Here is a 16,323-nt window from a genome sequence, read left to right on the forward strand (position 1 = left end):
AGATTAGATGGAACTGAAAAGTACCTCAGGTTTTAAATCCTATTTTACCCCCAAGCGCATTCTGATAGGGGTGGGCATATTGGCGGCCCTGGGTATTGCCCAAAGCTCAGTATTGATGACAGATGCCGGTTACACCTATGTGCATCAGAACAATGTTACCGGCTCTTTGGATGTGTTTACCGAGCCCGGCATCCACTTTCGCATGCCGTTTCTGTCGAAAATAACCCGCTATGATCAGGTCGTTACCGTCTCCTTTGGCAACAATCAAGGTGAGGTGTTCTACCAACGTCTGCCGGCGCTGCAGGTACGCTTTGCCGATACGTACACGGGCCAGGTACCGGCCACTTTCCGCTTTAAGCTGTCTTATGATCCCGAGCAGCTCAAGACCATGCATCGGGAGTTTCGCTCCAACGACAACCTGATTGACACCATGTTGATCAAAAACGCCCGCAACGTCACCGTGATCACCTCAACCCAATATACCGGCGAGGAGTTTTTCCAGGGCGGCCTCAATCAGTTCAAGGCACAACTGTCGGATCAGCTCAGCAACGGTATCTATACCACTGAGCGACGCCAGGTTGAAGTCGAGCAGGTGGATCTGGTGCCGGTGGGCTTCGATCAGGAAGATTCCAACAAGCTGCAAGCCACCAAGCAATTGGTGTGGAAGACAGTGCCTATTACCGACAAGAGCGGTAATCCGGTACGTCAGGATAACCCGCTAAAACATTATGGCATCACGGTCACCCAGGTCACTATCGGCGATCCCAAGCCGGAAGATCAACTGGACAAGCTATTGACCGACAAGAAAAAACTGGTTGCCGAACGGATCCGTACCATTCAAGAGCAGGAAACCTCCAAGGCCCAGGCCAAGACGGAGCAGCTGCGCAAAGAGATCCAGCGTACCCGCGAAGTACAGGATGCCCAGCGTGCCAAGGAGCTGGCGGTTATTGCCCAGCAAAAAGAGGTTGAAGTGGCGCGGCAAATCGCCGAGCGTGAACTGGTGGAAGAACGCAAGAAGAAAGATATCGCTACCCTGAGCAAGGCCAAGGAGCTGGAAATCGCCCAGGCCAACCTGGAGATCCAGAAAGCCAACTCGGCCTCGGCCATGTTTGAGGCCAAGGCGATCCGTGAAAAAGGGATAGCCGAAGCCGACGTACTGGCGGCGAAATACAAGGCATTGGGTGCTCATGAGAAAGTGTATCTGGCCGAGCTGAACCGGGATGTAGCCAACGCCCTGTATCAGAACCTGCCCAACTTCAAGGTGGATATGCCGAAGAACTATATCAACGGCAGTGGCGGCAACGGCATGACCTCCAATCTGGACGTGATCACCGGCTTGTCGGCGTTGGGACTGATGGAAAAAAGCACCGCCCTTGGCAGTAAAGCATCCGCCAAATAACAGGCTGGTTAGAAAGTCAATTTTAGGGAGGCTCGGTCTCCCTTTTTATTCGCCTTCATTTCAGGTCATACTGATATGCCCAACCGCAAGGAGGCCTTATGTCTAAGCATTCATCCGTTTCACTGCGCCCGCAGCGCCGCGCTATCTCGCTTGCAGCGGCTCTCTCGACGGCAGCTTTGTTGACAGCTACCGTGAGTGGCTCTGCACTGGCTGAAAATTCAGCGCCATCGGTACTGAAGGATATCCGCCTGCCCCAGGGCTTTAAGATAGAAGTCTATCTGGATAATGTCGCCAATGCCCGCCAGATGGCGCTTGGCAGCCAGGGCACACTCTTTATCGGCAGTCGCGGCGAAGGTAAAGTCTATGCCGCAATAGATACAGATGCCGATGGCCGCCATGACAGGGTTAAAGTGATCGCCTCCGGGCTCAATATGCCTTCCGGGCTGGCTTTTCGGGACCAGACTCTCTATGTAGGCGCCGTGAGCCAAATTCTTGCCTTCGATAATATCGAGCAGCAACTGAGTCAGAATGCTTCCCCGAGCTACCGAATCTTTTATGATGACTTACCCACAGATAAGCATCACAGCTGGAAATACCTCAAGTTTGCCGCCGACGGTCGCCTGTATATACCCATAGGCGCACCTTGCAATATCTGTGATGCCGGCAGCGACTACAGCAAAATAATCAGCCTGGACCTCCAAAGCAAACAACCAAGACTCGAAGCTGCCGGTGTGCGCAACAGTGTCGGTTTCGACTTCGACCCCGTCAGTGGCCAGCTGTGGTTTACCGACAATGGCCGCGACATGATGGGAGACGATATGCCAGCCGATGAGCTCAATCATTTGAGTCAACGCGGCCAGCATTTTGGTTATCCCTACGTTCATCAAGGGGATACCCTGGATCCTGAATTCGGCAAAGGTAAGCAGCTTGCCGATTTCAGCCCACCTGAAGTCAAATTGGGCGCCCATGTAGCAGCGCTGGGGATGACCTTCTATCGCGGCGATAGCTTCCCCAAGGCCTATCACGGCGGCATTTTTATTGCCGAGCACGGCTCCTGGAACCGGTCCAGCAAGGTAGGATATCGAGTGCGTTTCGTGCCGATAAAACAGGGCAAGGCCGGTGAACCTCAGGTGTTTGCCGAAGGCTGGCTCAAGGGCGAAACCGTATCCGGACGCCCCGCCGATGTACTGCAGTTACCGGATGGTTCCTTGCTGGTAGCCGATGATGCCCAAGGCCGCCTCTATCGCATCTTTTATTCGGGCTGATTTTTGTCCGAAACACAGTGTTCAAGGGCAGCGCGCGCCGTCCTGTCGTGATATTATCTGCAGCCATTATCGCCCGGCCTTGGGAACAACGCCGGGTTAAGGAGGGTGCGAACCACGCCTTGTATCCAGGCCTGTAGACCAACGCAGAGCACTCATGGAACGGGTTTGCACCGTCCGTTACTGTACCCGACCTGGAAACAGGCAAAATATTATAAATAAAATCAGTAGTTAAGGAGTTATCATGCAAGCCCTCGTTGCTGTTGTAATGGGTTCCAAGAGTGATTGGCCCACCATGGAAGCGGCCGCAGAGATCATGGATTCTCTCAAGGTGCCCTACCATGTCGAAGTGGTTTCGGCCCATAGAACCCCAGACAAGTTGATGGAATTTGCCGCATCAGCAGCAGACAAAGGATACAAGGTCATCATAGGCGGTGCCGGCGGCGCCGCTCACCTGCCGGGTATGATAGCTTCCAAGACCCGCTTGCCTGTACTGGGCGTGCCGGTACAAAGCAAGGCTCTCAGCGGCATGGACAGTCTGTTGTCGATAGTGCAGATGCCCAAGGGGATTGCCGTAGGAACGCTGGCCATAGGGACAGCCGGGGCATTCAATGCCGGCCTGCTGGCCTGCCAGATGCTGGCAACTCAGGACTCGCAACTGGCCGAGCGCCTCGAAGCCTTCCGCGAAGCTCAGACCCGCGCGGTACTGGATAATCCGGATCCGAGGGAAGACTGAGATGGCTGACAAGAGAGTTTGGGTACTGGGCGATGGCCAACTGGGTGCCATGTTGCGTCATGCCGGCCAACCGCTGGCGATAGATGTCCGCCCGGTGGATATCATGGCGCCAAGCGATGAAAAGTTGCCGCTGACAGACACAGATATTATTACTGCCGAACGTGAGCAGTGGCCCGAGTCACCCCTGAGCCTGCAATTATCGCAGCACTGTCATTTCATCAATGGTCCGGTATTTGGCCGCCTCGCCGACAGATACACCCAAAAATCCCTGCTGGATCAGCTCAAGGTGGCCACTGCGCCTTGGGAACTGCTGGACGAAAACACCCAAGTTAATGATCTTTATCACAAATATGGTGAAAGAGTTCTACTGAAACGCCGCACCGGCGGCTATGATGGCAAGGGACAACACTGGCTGAAACAGGTCGAGTCGAGCACTATCCCAGCCGATTGGCGTAATGAGGCGATTGCCGAGCAGGCGATCCCCTTCGATGAAGAAGTGTCTCTGGTTGGGGTTCGCAGCCGCAGCGGCGAGTGCTTCTTTTATCCCTTAACGCTCAATTTGCATCAAGATGGCATTCTGATGGCATCGATAGCCCCCTTGGCCCGGTTGCAACCATTGCAGGCCGAGGCCGAAACTATGCTCAGCAGTATAATGCATGAGCTGGAGTATGTTGGGGTGATGGCGATGGAGTGTTTCCGGGTGGGCGATCACCTGCTGGTCAATGAACTGGCGCCAAGGGTGCATAACTCAGGGCACTGGACTCAGGCAGGCACTCATATGGATCAGTTCCAGCTGCACCTGCGGGCCCTGTGCGAATTGCCACTGATGACGCCTCAGGTTAACTTCCAGTGTGTAATGGTCAACCTGATAGGCATAGATAAGGACGACCGTTGGCTGAGCCTGGCCAATGCCGAGCTATTCTGGTACGACAAAGAGGTGCGCCCCGGCCGCAAGGTAGGCCACCTGAACTTGTCGGTACTGGATAAAAACGCGCTGGCAAACAGCATCAGCCAGCTTAAGCAGTGGATGCCGACTCAGTATCAGGCACCACTCTCATGGATACAGGCAGAGTTTGACTGAAAAACGGGCGGGCAAGGGTTGCCCGCCTTTTACGACTGTTCAAGGCATAACTTTAGGGCTTTCAGGATTTGTTGGATCAGAACGGACTCAAAAAGCAGAAGATAGACACATTGGATCTGCGTTATCATCTGCTGCTTATGTTACTGCCGCTGCTACTGATAGCCTTATTATTTTGGGTCACCAGTCCAGCCGGAGAACTTCCCTGGCTGCAGTGGGTCGGGGTTTCTGTCATCTATTTCATGGCCTATAGTCTGGGCTACTTTGTCCACCAAGGGCGCCTGGGCCGGCTGTGGCGACACCTGGAACAGGTGCTGGGTATCAACGAAGCCACCTTCGAGTTGGTGCATCTTTCCAGCCAATACGAAACCGAACACGCCTTCCTCAATGCCCTGCTGGGTAAAGCCGTCGCCATGATAGATGGCGCCGAAATGGGCTCTATCATACTGGTGGACCCCGGCAGTAATAAGTTACATTTTGAATCAGCTTTAGGGCTGGATATGACCAAATTGCAACGGCTGAATATGACCCTGGAGCAGTCTTTCGCATACAGGTTGACCAATGGCCGCTGCGACCGGGTAGTCGTGGTCAACGATATGCGCAAACTCAACGCCCAGAGTGGTCTGAGTCCTGAAGCTCAAGCATTATTGTTAAATGCAGCCGCCCCTCCCATTAGCGCGACGCTTTCAAGCCCACTCCATATAGATGGCAAACTCTATGCCATGCTCAATCTCGACAGTTCATTGGTTGCCAGCTTCAGCAGCTATGACAGGGATCTGGTGGCTATTTTGACCCATGAAGCCGCCAATGCCATCGCCCTGTACCAAAAGTCCCGTCAGATCCACCAATTGGCTAACTTTGACAGTCTGACGGGGCTCGCCAATCGCAAGTATTTTGAAGAGCAAACCCAGAAGTGGCAGCCCAAAAACAACATAGAAAGCATGCTGGTGCTGCTGGATATGGATAACCTGAAAAAAATCAATGATAGTCTGGGGCACGGTGCCGGTGACTTTGCACTCAAACGTTTGGCAACCGAGCTGAAACTCGCTTTTCCGACACCGGCACTGGTGAGCCGCTTTGGCGGCGATGAGTTTGTGCTGCTCTGCTACGGCAGTGAAACTTGGCTCAGAGAACGCTTACAGCAAGTCGAGACCAAGCTGACCACCGATAAGGTTGCCGTGTATTTCAGCGCTGGCATCGCACCTTTCAATGGCGATGTGGAGCAGAGTCTCAGATTGGCAGACAACCAGATGTACCAATATAAAAAAGCCCGCAAGAGTGAGCTCAAATAAATAAAGAACCGGATCCCAATGACGGGGTTACAGAAGTCGGTAACAAGGAGAAGCTATGCATAAACATCTCACCATCATGACAATGTTGGTCGTGGGCACATCGACTTTGCTGCAACAGGCACAAGCGGCACAAAACCTCTCTTCCTTAATGGTGGAAATCCGCCAGCAGGATGGTATCCCTCATTATTACAATCTGGCCAGTGGCATGCCCCTCAATGGTGAGATCTCCATCATTCGCGATAACCAAGGTTATACCCAAGCGACTTTCTCTCAAGGATTGCCCAATGGCCGCTGGCAGGTATTTCACCCCAACAATGCCAAATTGATTGAGGGCCAGTATTTCCAGGGTTATCAGAATGGCAGCTGGCGCATGTATGACCTCAGCGGCCAGATGACCGAATTACAGGTGTTCAACAAGGGCGTACCCGAAGGGGAATGGCAAACCTTTGACAGCAATGGCCGCCTCAATGAAAGCGTATTCTACCGCAGCGGCAATAAAGAGCTGGTCAAGCGCTTCTACGCCAGCGGTAAACTCAAGGCCAGTGAAACCTATACCGATAACCTGCGCCATGGCCAGTGGCAGAGCTTCTATGAAAACGGCACCCAGGCCCAAAGCCAGCAATATGCCAACAACCAACTCTTTGGCGAGTATCTGGAACAAAACGCCCAGGGGGTAATCAAGGTCAAGGGCCAATTCGATGCCAATGGCCAACGTCAGGGCGTCTGGCAGAGCTTTTTTGATGATGGCAGCAAAGAGAGCGAAACCCGTTTCAGCGCCGGAGAACGGGACGGCGAAAGCCTGAAATATCACCCCGGCGGTGAACTGGCAATCAAATGTACTTACCGCGCAGGTAAACGCCAGGGCCAATGCCAAACCTTCGACGATAAAGGCGTGCTGCTGGGCAATGAACACTTCAGTGACGGCGAAAAAGATGGCCCCCAGGAGTACTTCAACAGTGAAGGCAAACGGGTCATAGAGCAGCACTACAAAAGCGGCCAGCAAACCGGCGTACAGAAGCGCTTTCATCCCAATGGCCAGCTGGCCGAGCTGGAAACCTTCCACGACAGCCAATTGAGCGACAACGGTCAATATCCCCGCCATGGCAAGTATGAACGTTTCGATATCGACGGCAAACCCCTGGAAAAGTCCCAGTTCGCCATGGGCCTGCTGGATGGCTTATATCAGCGTTTCAGCGCCGGCGTGTTGCAAGAGTCCAGCCAATGGCAACGGGGAAAACGTCACGGCGACTTTATCCGTTACTTCCCGAACGGGGAAAAACGCAGCCTGGTGCAATATCAGCATGATAAGCAAACCGGAAAGTCCATCCGCTACTTTGAAGATGGCACAGTGCAAGAACAGGGCGAAGTCATAGACGGTAAATGGGTCGGCAAGTATGAGAGCTTCTACGACAATGGCAAGCCCAGGGAGTTAGCCCACTATGCCAAAGACAAGGCCGCCAAGGATTATCGTTATCCGCTTGATGGCGCCTTCAAGCGCTGGTACGCCAACGGCGATCCCAATGAGGAAGGCGCATATCTCAACGGCGACAAGGACGGGCTCTGGATTCAGTATCGCGAAGGGGTCAAGAGCCGGGAGCAGACCTTTGTCAAAGGCAAACTCAATGGCCAATATGCCGAGTATTATCATGGCCGCCGCCGGGTTACGGGGGAGTACCTGGACAATAAGAAGACAGGTAGCTGGATAGACTACCGCTACGAAGAGGACGATCCCACCTTCGGCACCATCCCCGAGGGCAATGTCAGGATCAAGAGCCAGTGGCAGCTCGGCAAGTTGCATGGCGCACGCGAGCACTACAGCTTCAAGGGCATCCTTTATCGCAAGGAAACCTATGCCAATGGCGACAAGAGCGGCAACTACAGCGAGTACTATGTCAACAATGGGCAGCAGAAACTGGCCGGCGAGTTGTTAAAAGGGGCCAAAACCGGCCAGTGGCAAAGCTGGTTTGAAGATGGCATGCTCGCCGCCAGTCAGGAGTTCAAGGACGATGTACTGCACGGCAAGTCAGAGCAGTATTACAGCAACGGTCAGTTAAAGCAGCAAGCCAACTACAGGCAGGGCAAACTCGATGGCAAACTGAGCCAGTACTTCCAAAATGGTAAACCACAGAGCCATGAACAATGGCTCAAGGGGCAGAAAGAGGGTGAAGCCAGTTACTTCCACAACAACGGCAAGCTGGCCGAGAAAGGCACCTTCCTCAGGGACAGAAAAGAGGGACTGTGGCAGACCTTCTGGACCAATGGTGAGAAGCGTACCGAAGGCAGCTATATCAGCAATCGCGAATCAGGTGACTGGAACTTCTATGACCAATTCGGCAAGCTGATAAAGACTGAACACCATGGTTAATCTCCCCCCGGTTTCGCGACTAGAGTTGGGGATTGTGAATTTTGGCAGCATCTATTGGCGAGAAAATGGGTTCAATAGACAAGTCGCCAAGGCTAGAGTCGTAAGCCAGCCTGATAGCAGCGGCCAATATCAGGTTACCGAAATAAACAGCCCCTTCCCCAGCCGGCCTCATCCGTAACCATAAAAATGCCGCTTACAAAAGTAAACGGCATCACGCGACAGAGGGATCCTAGCGCCAATATCAAATAATCAAGGTTGTTGTTCCAACTGAGGTATTGGCACCGCCTTCATCAACACTTCGGTGGTGAACTTGTCATTGTTGATCACCGGATATCTGTCATAGGTTTGGAAAATCACCCTTCCCTGATACTGGATCATGGCGACCACACCATAGTTGACATCGGACTCAAGGGTTTCAGTCGGTAAAATAAACTTGAACGGCACCGGCGCCCTGGCGATATCAAAGCTCTTTTGTGCCACGATTACCCCGGGGGTGTCCAAGTCTATGATGGCAATGGTGATACTGGAACCTTGAGGCAAGGCCACTCTTTCCAAGTAACCAGCGGCCCCGTTGACGATAACAGGAGCTTTGGGGTCAACAGTGACACAGCCGCCTAGAAACACTATCCCAGCAGCAATTACCAGTCCTTTCACATACTTAATCATCTTGCTTTCCCTTATTTGGCGGTCATTCTCATCAAGCCTTCCTGAGTGGCAGAAGCCACCAGCTCGCCCTGTTGATTGAAGAATTGCCCTCGCACATATCCCCGACCGCCACTGGCATTGGGACTCTCTATGGCATAAAGCAGCCATTCCCCCATGTTGACAGGTCGGTGGAACCAGAGTGAGTGATCTATAGTGGCCATCCGCATCCCCGGGGTCAAAAATGACACCCCATGAGGCTGAGCCGCTGTCACCAAAAAGTTGAAATCCGAAGCGTATGCCAATAGGTAGTCGTGCATTTCATGTTCGGGCGGCAAGGCACCATTTGCCCGCATCCATACATGTCGTACGGGCTCAGTAGCCGCCGGAGCTACAGGGTTAAGCGGATTGACCAGGCGCATTTCAATGGGGGCATCGGCCATAAACTTTTCCAGCATTCTGGAGGGCACCTTATCCCTCATGGTCATTGCCAACTCCTGCTGATTGAGTATCCCTTCTGGGCCGGGAACCTCTGGCATTTCTGCCTGATGGCTGAAGCCAACTTCCGGCTCCTGGAAGGAGCAAGTCATGTAGAAAATCGGCCGCCCTTTCTGAATCGCCTTCACCTGACGGGCGCTGAAACTGCCACCGTCACGCATATTTTCAACTTCGTAGACTATCGGCAGCTTTTCATCGCCTGCACGTAAAAAATAGGAGTGCAGTGAGTGCACCTGGCGCTCTTGCGGCACAGTTCGACGGGCGGCACTGAGGGCCTGACCCATGACCTGACCACCAAACACATGACCAAAACCCAGATCCTGACTCTGGCCCCGATAAAGTCCGATTTCTATCTGTTCAAGCGCGAGCAGTGACAAGAGATCATCTAAAACCTGGCTCATAAAACTCTACTAACTGGCTGACATATACCGCAAAGATTAACCCAGAACCGCCCTTCGTGACCAGATGACTTTACTCTATCTCTATATCATGCTCAGCGGCAGCTTGTCTGGCCCAGTTAACAATTTGCGCCTCACCGCTGTCGCTGAAACCCAGCGGCGTGGCCACACTCAACTCTGGCCAGGCTCTGGCCAAAAGCTCAGGAGTACAAGCATCGGCATTAAAGTAACCCGGCTCTGTCTGCGCTATTCTCACCCGGCTGATACTGCCTGCTGCAGCCAACAAATGTTGCCCATTGGGCGCCTGCTCACTGAGCAGAAACAACCCGGCTGCCAATGGTGCGCTCAAACCAAATAAAGGTTGTACCGGCAGTGCCAGATGTTGCTCCGTCATAGGGGTGGTAGCCAAAGGATAGAGACTGTTGACACGGATGTTATGATTGCCGCCTTCACGACTGAGACTATTGGTTAATCCAAACAAAGCCATCTTGGCGCTAGCCCAGGCACTTTCAAAAAGGTCTCCAAACAGTCCACTAACACCACCCAACAAAAGGATCCGGCCATACTCCTGGGCCTTCATTCGCGACCAGAGGCCGTGACAGAGAAAGAAGCTGCCATCTAGATCCACCTGCAACTGCCGTCGCCACTGCTGTGGTGTCAGTTTTTCAAATGAGCAAGGGGTATGGATCCCGGCACAGGCCACCAACAACTCTATGGTGCCAAAGTGGTCACAAGCTTCCTGCAGCACCAAAGCAACATCTTGCTCATTGGCAACATCACAGTGCCAGGCTTTGGCATCGGCCCCCAAAGCAGAAATCGCATTCAAGGTATCTTTACAGCTGTCTATGTCCAGCAGTGCCAGACTGGCGCCACGCTGAGCCAAACCTATGGCAAAGGCGCGCCCCAACCCCGAGGCGGCACCGCTGACAAGGGCTGTCCTGCCCCCAAACCCCATCATATTAACCTCTGCTTTAGTAATAAGCTCATGAAATACCGGGTATTCTTTAACAATAAGAACACATAATCCCCTAAGGTTATTTGATTATGGCTGCATTTTTTTAATCCGCACGGGTACAAATGTGCGCTGACTCAAACTCTGTTAAATGCATTTATCCGATTGTGCTAACTTTCAAGTGGAAAATTGGTATCCTTAGCATGTTTTCCCATCTTTAACTCTGAAGAATTAACAAGATGAATCCCTGGATTTTAGCCTCACGGCCGCGCACCTTGCCTGCGGCAATAGGACCCTTGCTGATAGGCAACATTCTGGCTCTGCAACTGGAGAGTTTTAGTTGGACCATTGCAGTGGCATCTATGGTCTGTGCCCTGTTACTGCAGATTGCCGTTAACCTGGCCAACGACTACTTTGATTTCAAAAATGGTATAGATACCGAAGAGCGACTTGGGCCGATAAGGGTCACCCAGAGCGGCTTACTCGACCCGCTGAAAGTGCGTAATGCAATGATTTTTTGCCTATTGCTGGCATTGGCGGTGGGGTCTTTCCTCATCTGGCACGGTGGCTGGCCGATTGCCATCCTGGCGGCGGCTTCCATTTTGGGCGCCCTGGGTTACAGCGGCGGCCCATACCCGCTGGCCTCACACGGCCTGGGTGAAGTGGCGGCCTTTATCTTCTTTGGCTTGGTAGCCGTTGTCGGCAGTTACTATCTGCAGGCCGGTGATACCAGCACTGCAGCCTGGATTTTGGGTAGCGCCGTGGGCCTGCTCAATGCCGCCATCTGCCTAGTTAACAACACCCGCGATATCTATACTGACGAGAAAGCCGGCAAGCGCACTTTGGCGGTACGTATAGGTGAAGCCCAATCCAAGGTGCTGTACCAGGCGTTGGTATACTTACCCTTCGGCCTGATTATCGCTGGTTTCCTATTGGGCTTGCTACCTGGGCTACCTGTGCTGCTGACAGGCCTCGCGCTGCTGATGGCCCGCAAGCTGTCCAGTGATTTTATCCAGGAGTCAGGCGCAGCATTAAACCCTTTACTGGGGCGCACCGCCAAACTGACTATGATATTCAGCGCCCTGTTCAGCTTAGGCTTGGTGTTTACCCTTTAGCACTGGGATAGCTATAAACAAAGGGATAGAAATAGCAAAGGCTTCCACTGCCAAGCAGTTGGAAGCCTTTTTTGTTGGCCGGTGATAGTATTCTGCCCGACCCGGTTTCCCTCAATCCAGCTTAATCAGCGGCCGCTTGGGGTCACTCCAATCCAGGTGATAACGCTCGTTGGCAGCTTGATCTATGCGCTCAAAACTATGTGCTCCGAAAAAGTCCCGTTGCCCCTGTAACAGGTTGGCCGGCAAGGTCTCAGTGCGATAACTGTCGTAGTAGGAAAGCGCCGATGAGATGCAGGGCACAGGCACACCTGCAAATACCGCCTTGGCAACTGTTTGCCGCCATGCCTGCTGGTGCGTAGAAAGCGTTGAAGCAAAGCCATCGGCCAACAGCAAATTGGCCAATTCCGGCTCCTTGTCGTAGGCTGCGGCTATGGATTGCAGGAATCTGGCGCGAATAATACAGCCGGCGCGCCAGATCCTGGCAATGGCGGCAAAATCCAGCTGCCATCCCTGCTCCTGAGCCTGCATCGCCATCAACTGGAACCCTTGGGCATAACAGCTCACCTTGGCGCAATAGAGTGCACTCTCCAAGCCATCAATAAAACTTTGTTGCTCGTCCGGGGCCGCCGATTGAGTGTCTCGCGCTTCGGGACCGGCCAGCTTGGTAGCCAAACTCTGGCGCAGAACTTTTTGAGTACTGATGGCGCGGGCATAAACCGCTTCGGCGATAGTGGGCGCCGGGCAACCTATCTGCAAGCTGCTAACTGCCGTCCACAGGCCTGTGCCCTTCTGCCCTGCCTTATCTAGGATCATCTCAACCAGAGGCTTACCGCTTAATGGGTCCTGTTGCCGCAAGACCTCGGCACTGATTTCCATCAGATAACTGGAAAGCACACCTTTATTCCAGCGCTCGAATACCTCGGCAATGGCGTAGGCATCAAGACCCAGCACTTGGCTTAGCAGATGATAAGCCTCGCAAATCAACTGCATGTCGGCATATTCAATACCGTTGTGCACCATCTTCACATAGTGACCGCTACCGGCCGGGCCTATGTAAGCCGTGCAGGGCTCCCCTTGGGTAACCGGGTTGCCGGGCTCGAATCGCTCCAACGGTAATCCGGTGTCACCATCCACCTTGGCAGCTATCGCCCGCCAAATAGGAGCAACCCGCCCCCAGGCCTTGATATTACCGCTGGGCATCAGCGAGGGCCCGAATCTGGCCCCCACCTCACCGCCGGATACGGCGGAGCTGAAGAAGATAAACTGATCGCGATAGCGCAGCTCCCGCGCTATGGTGTCTGTCCACAGGCTATTGCCCGTATCTATGACTATATCCTCGCGCTCAATTCCGGCATCGAGCAGGGATTGGCATACGGCATCGACTGCCGCACCGGCCGGAATGGACAGCAGCAGAATGCGCGGCGTTGCTAAATTTCCCATCAAATCAGTAAGATTATTACAGCCAAACAGCAATTGTTCCCTCTCGGTCACTTCCCTCTTGGCCTGGTTTTCGGCAGCAATCACTTTACGGCTGTCCAGATCGAACGCCGCGACCCGATAGCCGTTATCTATGATATTGAGAGCGAGATTCTTGCCCATCACACCCAGGCCTATGACCCCGATGTCAGAAAGATGCTTGTGGGTTTGCATTGTTATTAATTCCACGGGTAGCAGAGGAGCCGGTCGTTTTGTGAGCCAACAACCGGCCTTGAGTGGATTAATTATACTGATTAACGAAAGTTAATTACCAGCCGCCCTTGACGATAACCTTGTTTGAAAAACACGATTAACAGACAAACATCCGGGTTCAATTAGCCAGTTTCAGTCCCAAAACACCAATAAAAATCAACAGCAAACTGCCGATTTTCATCAGACTGGCACTCTCGCCGAATAGCCAGATCCCCACCAATGCCGTGCCCATAGCGCCAATGCCTACCCAAACACCGTAAGCCGTGCCTATAGGCAATGACTTGGTCGCCAGCCCAAGCAAACCGACACTGATAGCCATAGCGCCCAAGGTCAACAGACTCGGAATTAACTTGGTAAAACCCTGGGTATATTTAAGGCCTATGGCCCAACCTATTTCAAACAAACCTGCGAGGATTAAGAGCAACCAGTTCATGGACTCATCCCTTTTTTAAGAGGGGTCGTCCCCGGTAATAGATAAGGCGCTTACAGGGTCGTCCCTGCGGCCAGAGTGATAAGGCTACATAGTGAGCTTAAGTTGCAAGCCTGAATGTAAAACTTGGATGCGACTACTTTGTATGTAACTACTTGTTGTTGCCCCGAACGGAGCAGCGGCATCTTAGCAAAGGCCGACTAAAAGGGCAAAGTGTAAGAGGCGCGCCTTTGCAACGTGAAAAACAGTTAAAAAAACGCCTGCCGACGGCAGGCGCAAAAGGAGAAAGTCAGCCTCAGGCGTGCTCTTTCACCAGAGAATCGGCATAGCCCATACGGGTCAGTGCGGTGCGTACCAGATCCAGAGTAGCGGGATCTTCTATGGTCGCGGGCGCCTTGAACTCCTGATTGTCAGCAATTTTACGCATGGTGCCGCGCAGTATCTTGCCGGAGCGGGTCTTGGGCAACTTGGGTACAGCGCTCACCAAACGGAACGCCGCCACCGGGCCTATTTCCTGGCGCACCAGGGCCACCAGCTCCTTGTGTAGCTGTTCTTCGCTCAGGGTATTGCCCATCTTGAGCACCACCAACCCCAGCGGCACCTGGCCTTTGAGCTTATCTTCGACACCGATAACCGCCGCTTCAGCCACCGCCGGGTGCTGACAAAGCACCTCTTCAAAGCGCCCGGTCGATAATCTATGACCGGCCACATTAATGATGTCATCGATGCGACTCATGATGTAGAGATAGCCCTCTTCATCCATATAGCCGGCATCTCCGGTGAGATAATAGCCGGGATACATGGCCAGATAGCTGTCATGGTAGCGCTTATCATTTTGCCACAGCGTGGTCAGGGTTCCAGGCGGCAGAGGCAGCTTGATAACCACATTGCCCGACTGCCCGGGAGCCACCTGCTCCCCCATTTCATCCAGTACTTCCACCTGATAACCAGGCACGGCTCTGGCCGGTGACCCGGCTTTGACCTGAATAGGCGCCACTCCCATCAAGTTGGCGGCAATCGCCCATCCGGTTTCAGTTTGCCACCAGTGATCTATTACTGGCTTGGCCAGCTTCTCAGCCGCCCACTTCAGGGTGTCCGGGTCACAACGCTCGCCAGCCAGAAACACGTTTTTCAGGCAAGAGAGGTCACTTTGAGCCACATAGCTTGCCTCAGGATCCTCACGTTTGATGGCGCGAATCGCAGTCGGTGCGGTAAAGAAACTCTTGACCTTGTACTTGGCTATGGTGCGCCAAAAAGTACCGGGATCCGGGGTGCCCACAGGTTTGCCTTCAAACAGCAAGGTGGTGGCACCTACCAGCAGCGGTGCATAGACAATATAGGAGTGACCCACTACCCAACCCACATCCGAGGCTGCCCAGAAGACATCACCAGGTTCTATGTCATAGATGGCCTTCATCGACCAGGCCAGCGCTACCGCATGACCACCATTATCACGCACAACCCCCTTTGGCTGCCCTGTGGTGCCTGAGGTATAGAGAATGTACAAGGGATGGGTGGCTTCGACCGCCACACAATCGGCAGGAGTCGCCTGACAGATAGCACTCTGCCAGTCATGATCCCGCCCTGGCTGCAACTCGGCCTGATACTGACTGCGACCGAGAATAAGACAGTTTTCCACCTTGTGCTCGAACTGTTCCAGCGCCTTGTCCAGCAGGGGCTTATAAGGCACAACACCTGAAGGTTCTATGCCGCAAGAGGCAGACAATACCAATCTGGGTTTGGCATCGTTAATCCGGGTTGCCAGTTCATTGGCGGCAAAGCCGCCGAACACCACTGAATGTATGGCGCCTATGCGGGCACAGGCCAGCATGGCAAACACGGTTTCCGGCACCATGGGCATATAGATAACGACTCTGTCGCCCTTATTGATGCCGACAGATTGCATCCAGCCCGCCAGGCGACTCACCTGCTGCTGTAATTCGTTATAGCTGATGCCGTACTCGGTATCGGTTACCGGACTGACATATTGAATGGCGGTCTGTTCGCCGCGCCCGGCGGCCACATGCCTATCCACCGCGTTGTAGCAGGTGTTGAGCATGCCACCGCGAAACCAGTGGTAAAATGGCGCCTCACTCTCATCCAGCACCTGCTCCCAGGGCTGTTGCCAATCAATGGCGCGGGCACACTCACCCCAAAACTGTGTTTTGTCCTCGAGTGACGCCTTATGCAGGGCTAAACCCGGATCTATCATTATCTGTCCTCCCAAAGGACGCCGTTCTGCGACGGCACTGCGTTCCCTTCCTTCCTGGGACAATTAAAGTCCTTTTTGGTCTTGTACCCAATTAGACGTTAGCCTAAAACCCCGTTCGAACTGCGCCTTTTGGCTTCCGAGAATTTTGCTGTCCATCCAAAGCGGACATCAAAACGATTGGAATGCAAATATGCATAGTGAAGGGTGCCATGTACCGTTACCCAAATTGGAAGACAAATAAACAGGTTACTGAAG

13 protein-coding genes are annotated in these 16,323 nt (G+C 53.3%); 7 read left to right on the forward strand and 6 right to left on the reverse strand.

The genetic code is table 11. The annotated features are described in order from the left end of the window. The first annotated feature begins 7 nt into the window (after positions 1-7). From CX650_RS06125 to CX650_RS06150, 6 genes are all read left to right on the forward strand, one after another. Positions 8-1,399 (forward strand): SPFH domain-containing protein, encoded by a 1,392-nt coding sequence (locus CX650_RS06125; RefSeq protein WP_101095299.1) that lies wholly within the window; start codon positions 8-10, stop codon positions 1,397-1,399. A 98-nt stretch (positions 1,400-1,497) separates the two neighbouring features. Continuing rightward, positions 1,498-2,664 carry a PQQ-dependent sugar dehydrogenase gene (locus tag CX650_RS06130; protein ID WP_101095300.1) on the forward strand — a complete coding sequence of 389 codons (1,167 nt, stop codon included), beginning with the start codon at positions 1,498-1,500 and terminating at the stop codon, positions 2,662-2,664. A 241-nt stretch (positions 2,665-2,905) separates the two neighbouring features. Beyond that, positions 2,906-3,397: a 5-(carboxyamino)imidazole ribonucleotide mutase gene (gene purE / locus CX650_RS06135; protein WP_025010942.1), complete on the forward strand. Its 492-nt coding sequence runs from the start codon at positions 2,906-2,908 to the stop codon at positions 3,395-3,397. Between the two features lies 1 nt (position 3,398). Beyond that, complete coding sequence (gene purK / locus CX650_RS06140; protein WP_039033752.1) at positions 3,399-4,478, forward strand: 5-(carboxyamino)imidazole ribonucleotide synthase; 1,080 nt, start codon at positions 3,399-3,401, stop codon at positions 4,476-4,478. Between the two features lie 68 nt (positions 4,479-4,546). After that, positions 4,547-5,767: a sensor domain-containing diguanylate cyclase gene (locus CX650_RS06145; protein ID WP_101095301.1), complete on the forward strand. Its 1,221-nt coding sequence runs from the start codon at positions 4,547-4,549 to the stop codon at positions 5,765-5,767. Positions 5,768-5,822: 55 nt separating this feature from the next. Beyond that, positions 5,823-8,132, forward strand: a complete 2,310-nt coding sequence (locus tag CX650_RS06150; protein WP_101095302.1) for a toxin-antitoxin system YwqK family antitoxin — start codon at positions 5,823-5,825, stop codon at positions 8,130-8,132. 249 nt (positions 8,133-8,381) lie between these two features. Here CX650_RS06150 and CX650_RS06155 read toward each other — a convergent pair whose 3' ends face one another. The 3 genes from CX650_RS06155 to CX650_RS06165 all read right to left on the reverse strand — a co-directional run bounded on the left by CX650_RS06155 (position 8,382) and on the right by CX650_RS06165 (position 10,628). Next, positions 8,382-8,798, reverse strand: coding sequence for a YbaY family lipoprotein (locus tag CX650_RS06155; RefSeq protein ID WP_071476282.1), 417 nt, complete (start codon positions 8,796-8,798; stop codon positions 8,382-8,384). Between the two features lie 11 nt (positions 8,799-8,809). Then, complete coding sequence (gene tesB / locus CX650_RS06160; RefSeq protein WP_039033748.1) at positions 8,810-9,673, reverse strand: acyl-CoA thioesterase II; 864 nt, start codon at positions 9,671-9,673, stop codon at positions 8,810-8,812. A 70-nt stretch (positions 9,674-9,743) separates the two neighbouring features. Then, on the reverse strand, positions 9,744-10,628 hold the full coding sequence (locus CX650_RS06165) for an SDR family NAD(P)-dependent oxidoreductase (RefSeq protein ID WP_052248016.1): 885 nt from the start codon (positions 10,626-10,628) through the stop codon (positions 9,744-9,746). Positions 10,629-10,861: 233 nt separating this feature from the next. Here CX650_RS06165 and CX650_RS06170 point away from each other — a divergent pair, with 233 nt between their 5' ends. Beyond that, a complete protein-coding gene (locus CX650_RS06170) occupies positions 10,862-11,737 on the forward strand; it encodes a 1,4-dihydroxy-2-naphthoate polyprenyltransferase (protein WP_039033747.1) in 876 nt (291 codons plus the stop codon). A 111-nt stretch (positions 11,738-11,848) separates the two neighbouring features. Here CX650_RS06170 and gndA read toward each other — a convergent pair whose 3' ends face one another. From gndA to CX650_RS06185, 3 genes are all read right to left on the reverse strand, one after another. Beyond that, positions 11,849-13,387 carry an NADP-dependent phosphogluconate dehydrogenase gene (gndA, locus tag CX650_RS06175; protein WP_101095303.1) on the reverse strand — a complete coding sequence of 513 codons (1,539 nt, stop codon included), beginning with the start codon at positions 13,385-13,387 and terminating at the stop codon, positions 11,849-11,851. A 157-nt stretch (positions 13,388-13,544) separates the two neighbouring features. After that, entirely contained in the window at positions 13,545-13,859 is a 315-nt protein-coding gene (gene sugE, locus CX650_RS06180) for a quaternary ammonium compound efflux SMR transporter SugE (protein ID WP_039033745.1), read from the reverse strand. A 292-nt stretch (positions 13,860-14,151) separates the two neighbouring features. After that, positions 14,152-16,068, reverse strand: a complete 1,917-nt coding sequence (locus tag CX650_RS06185) for a propionyl-CoA synthetase (protein WP_101095304.1) — start codon at positions 16,066-16,068, stop codon at positions 14,152-14,154. Positions 16,069-16,323 lie beyond the last annotated feature (255 nt).

It is taken from the genome of Shewanella indica (assembly GCF_002836975.1).
GTDB classification, from domain to species: Bacteria; Pseudomonadota; Gammaproteobacteria; order Enterobacterales; family Shewanellaceae; genus Shewanella; species Shewanella indica.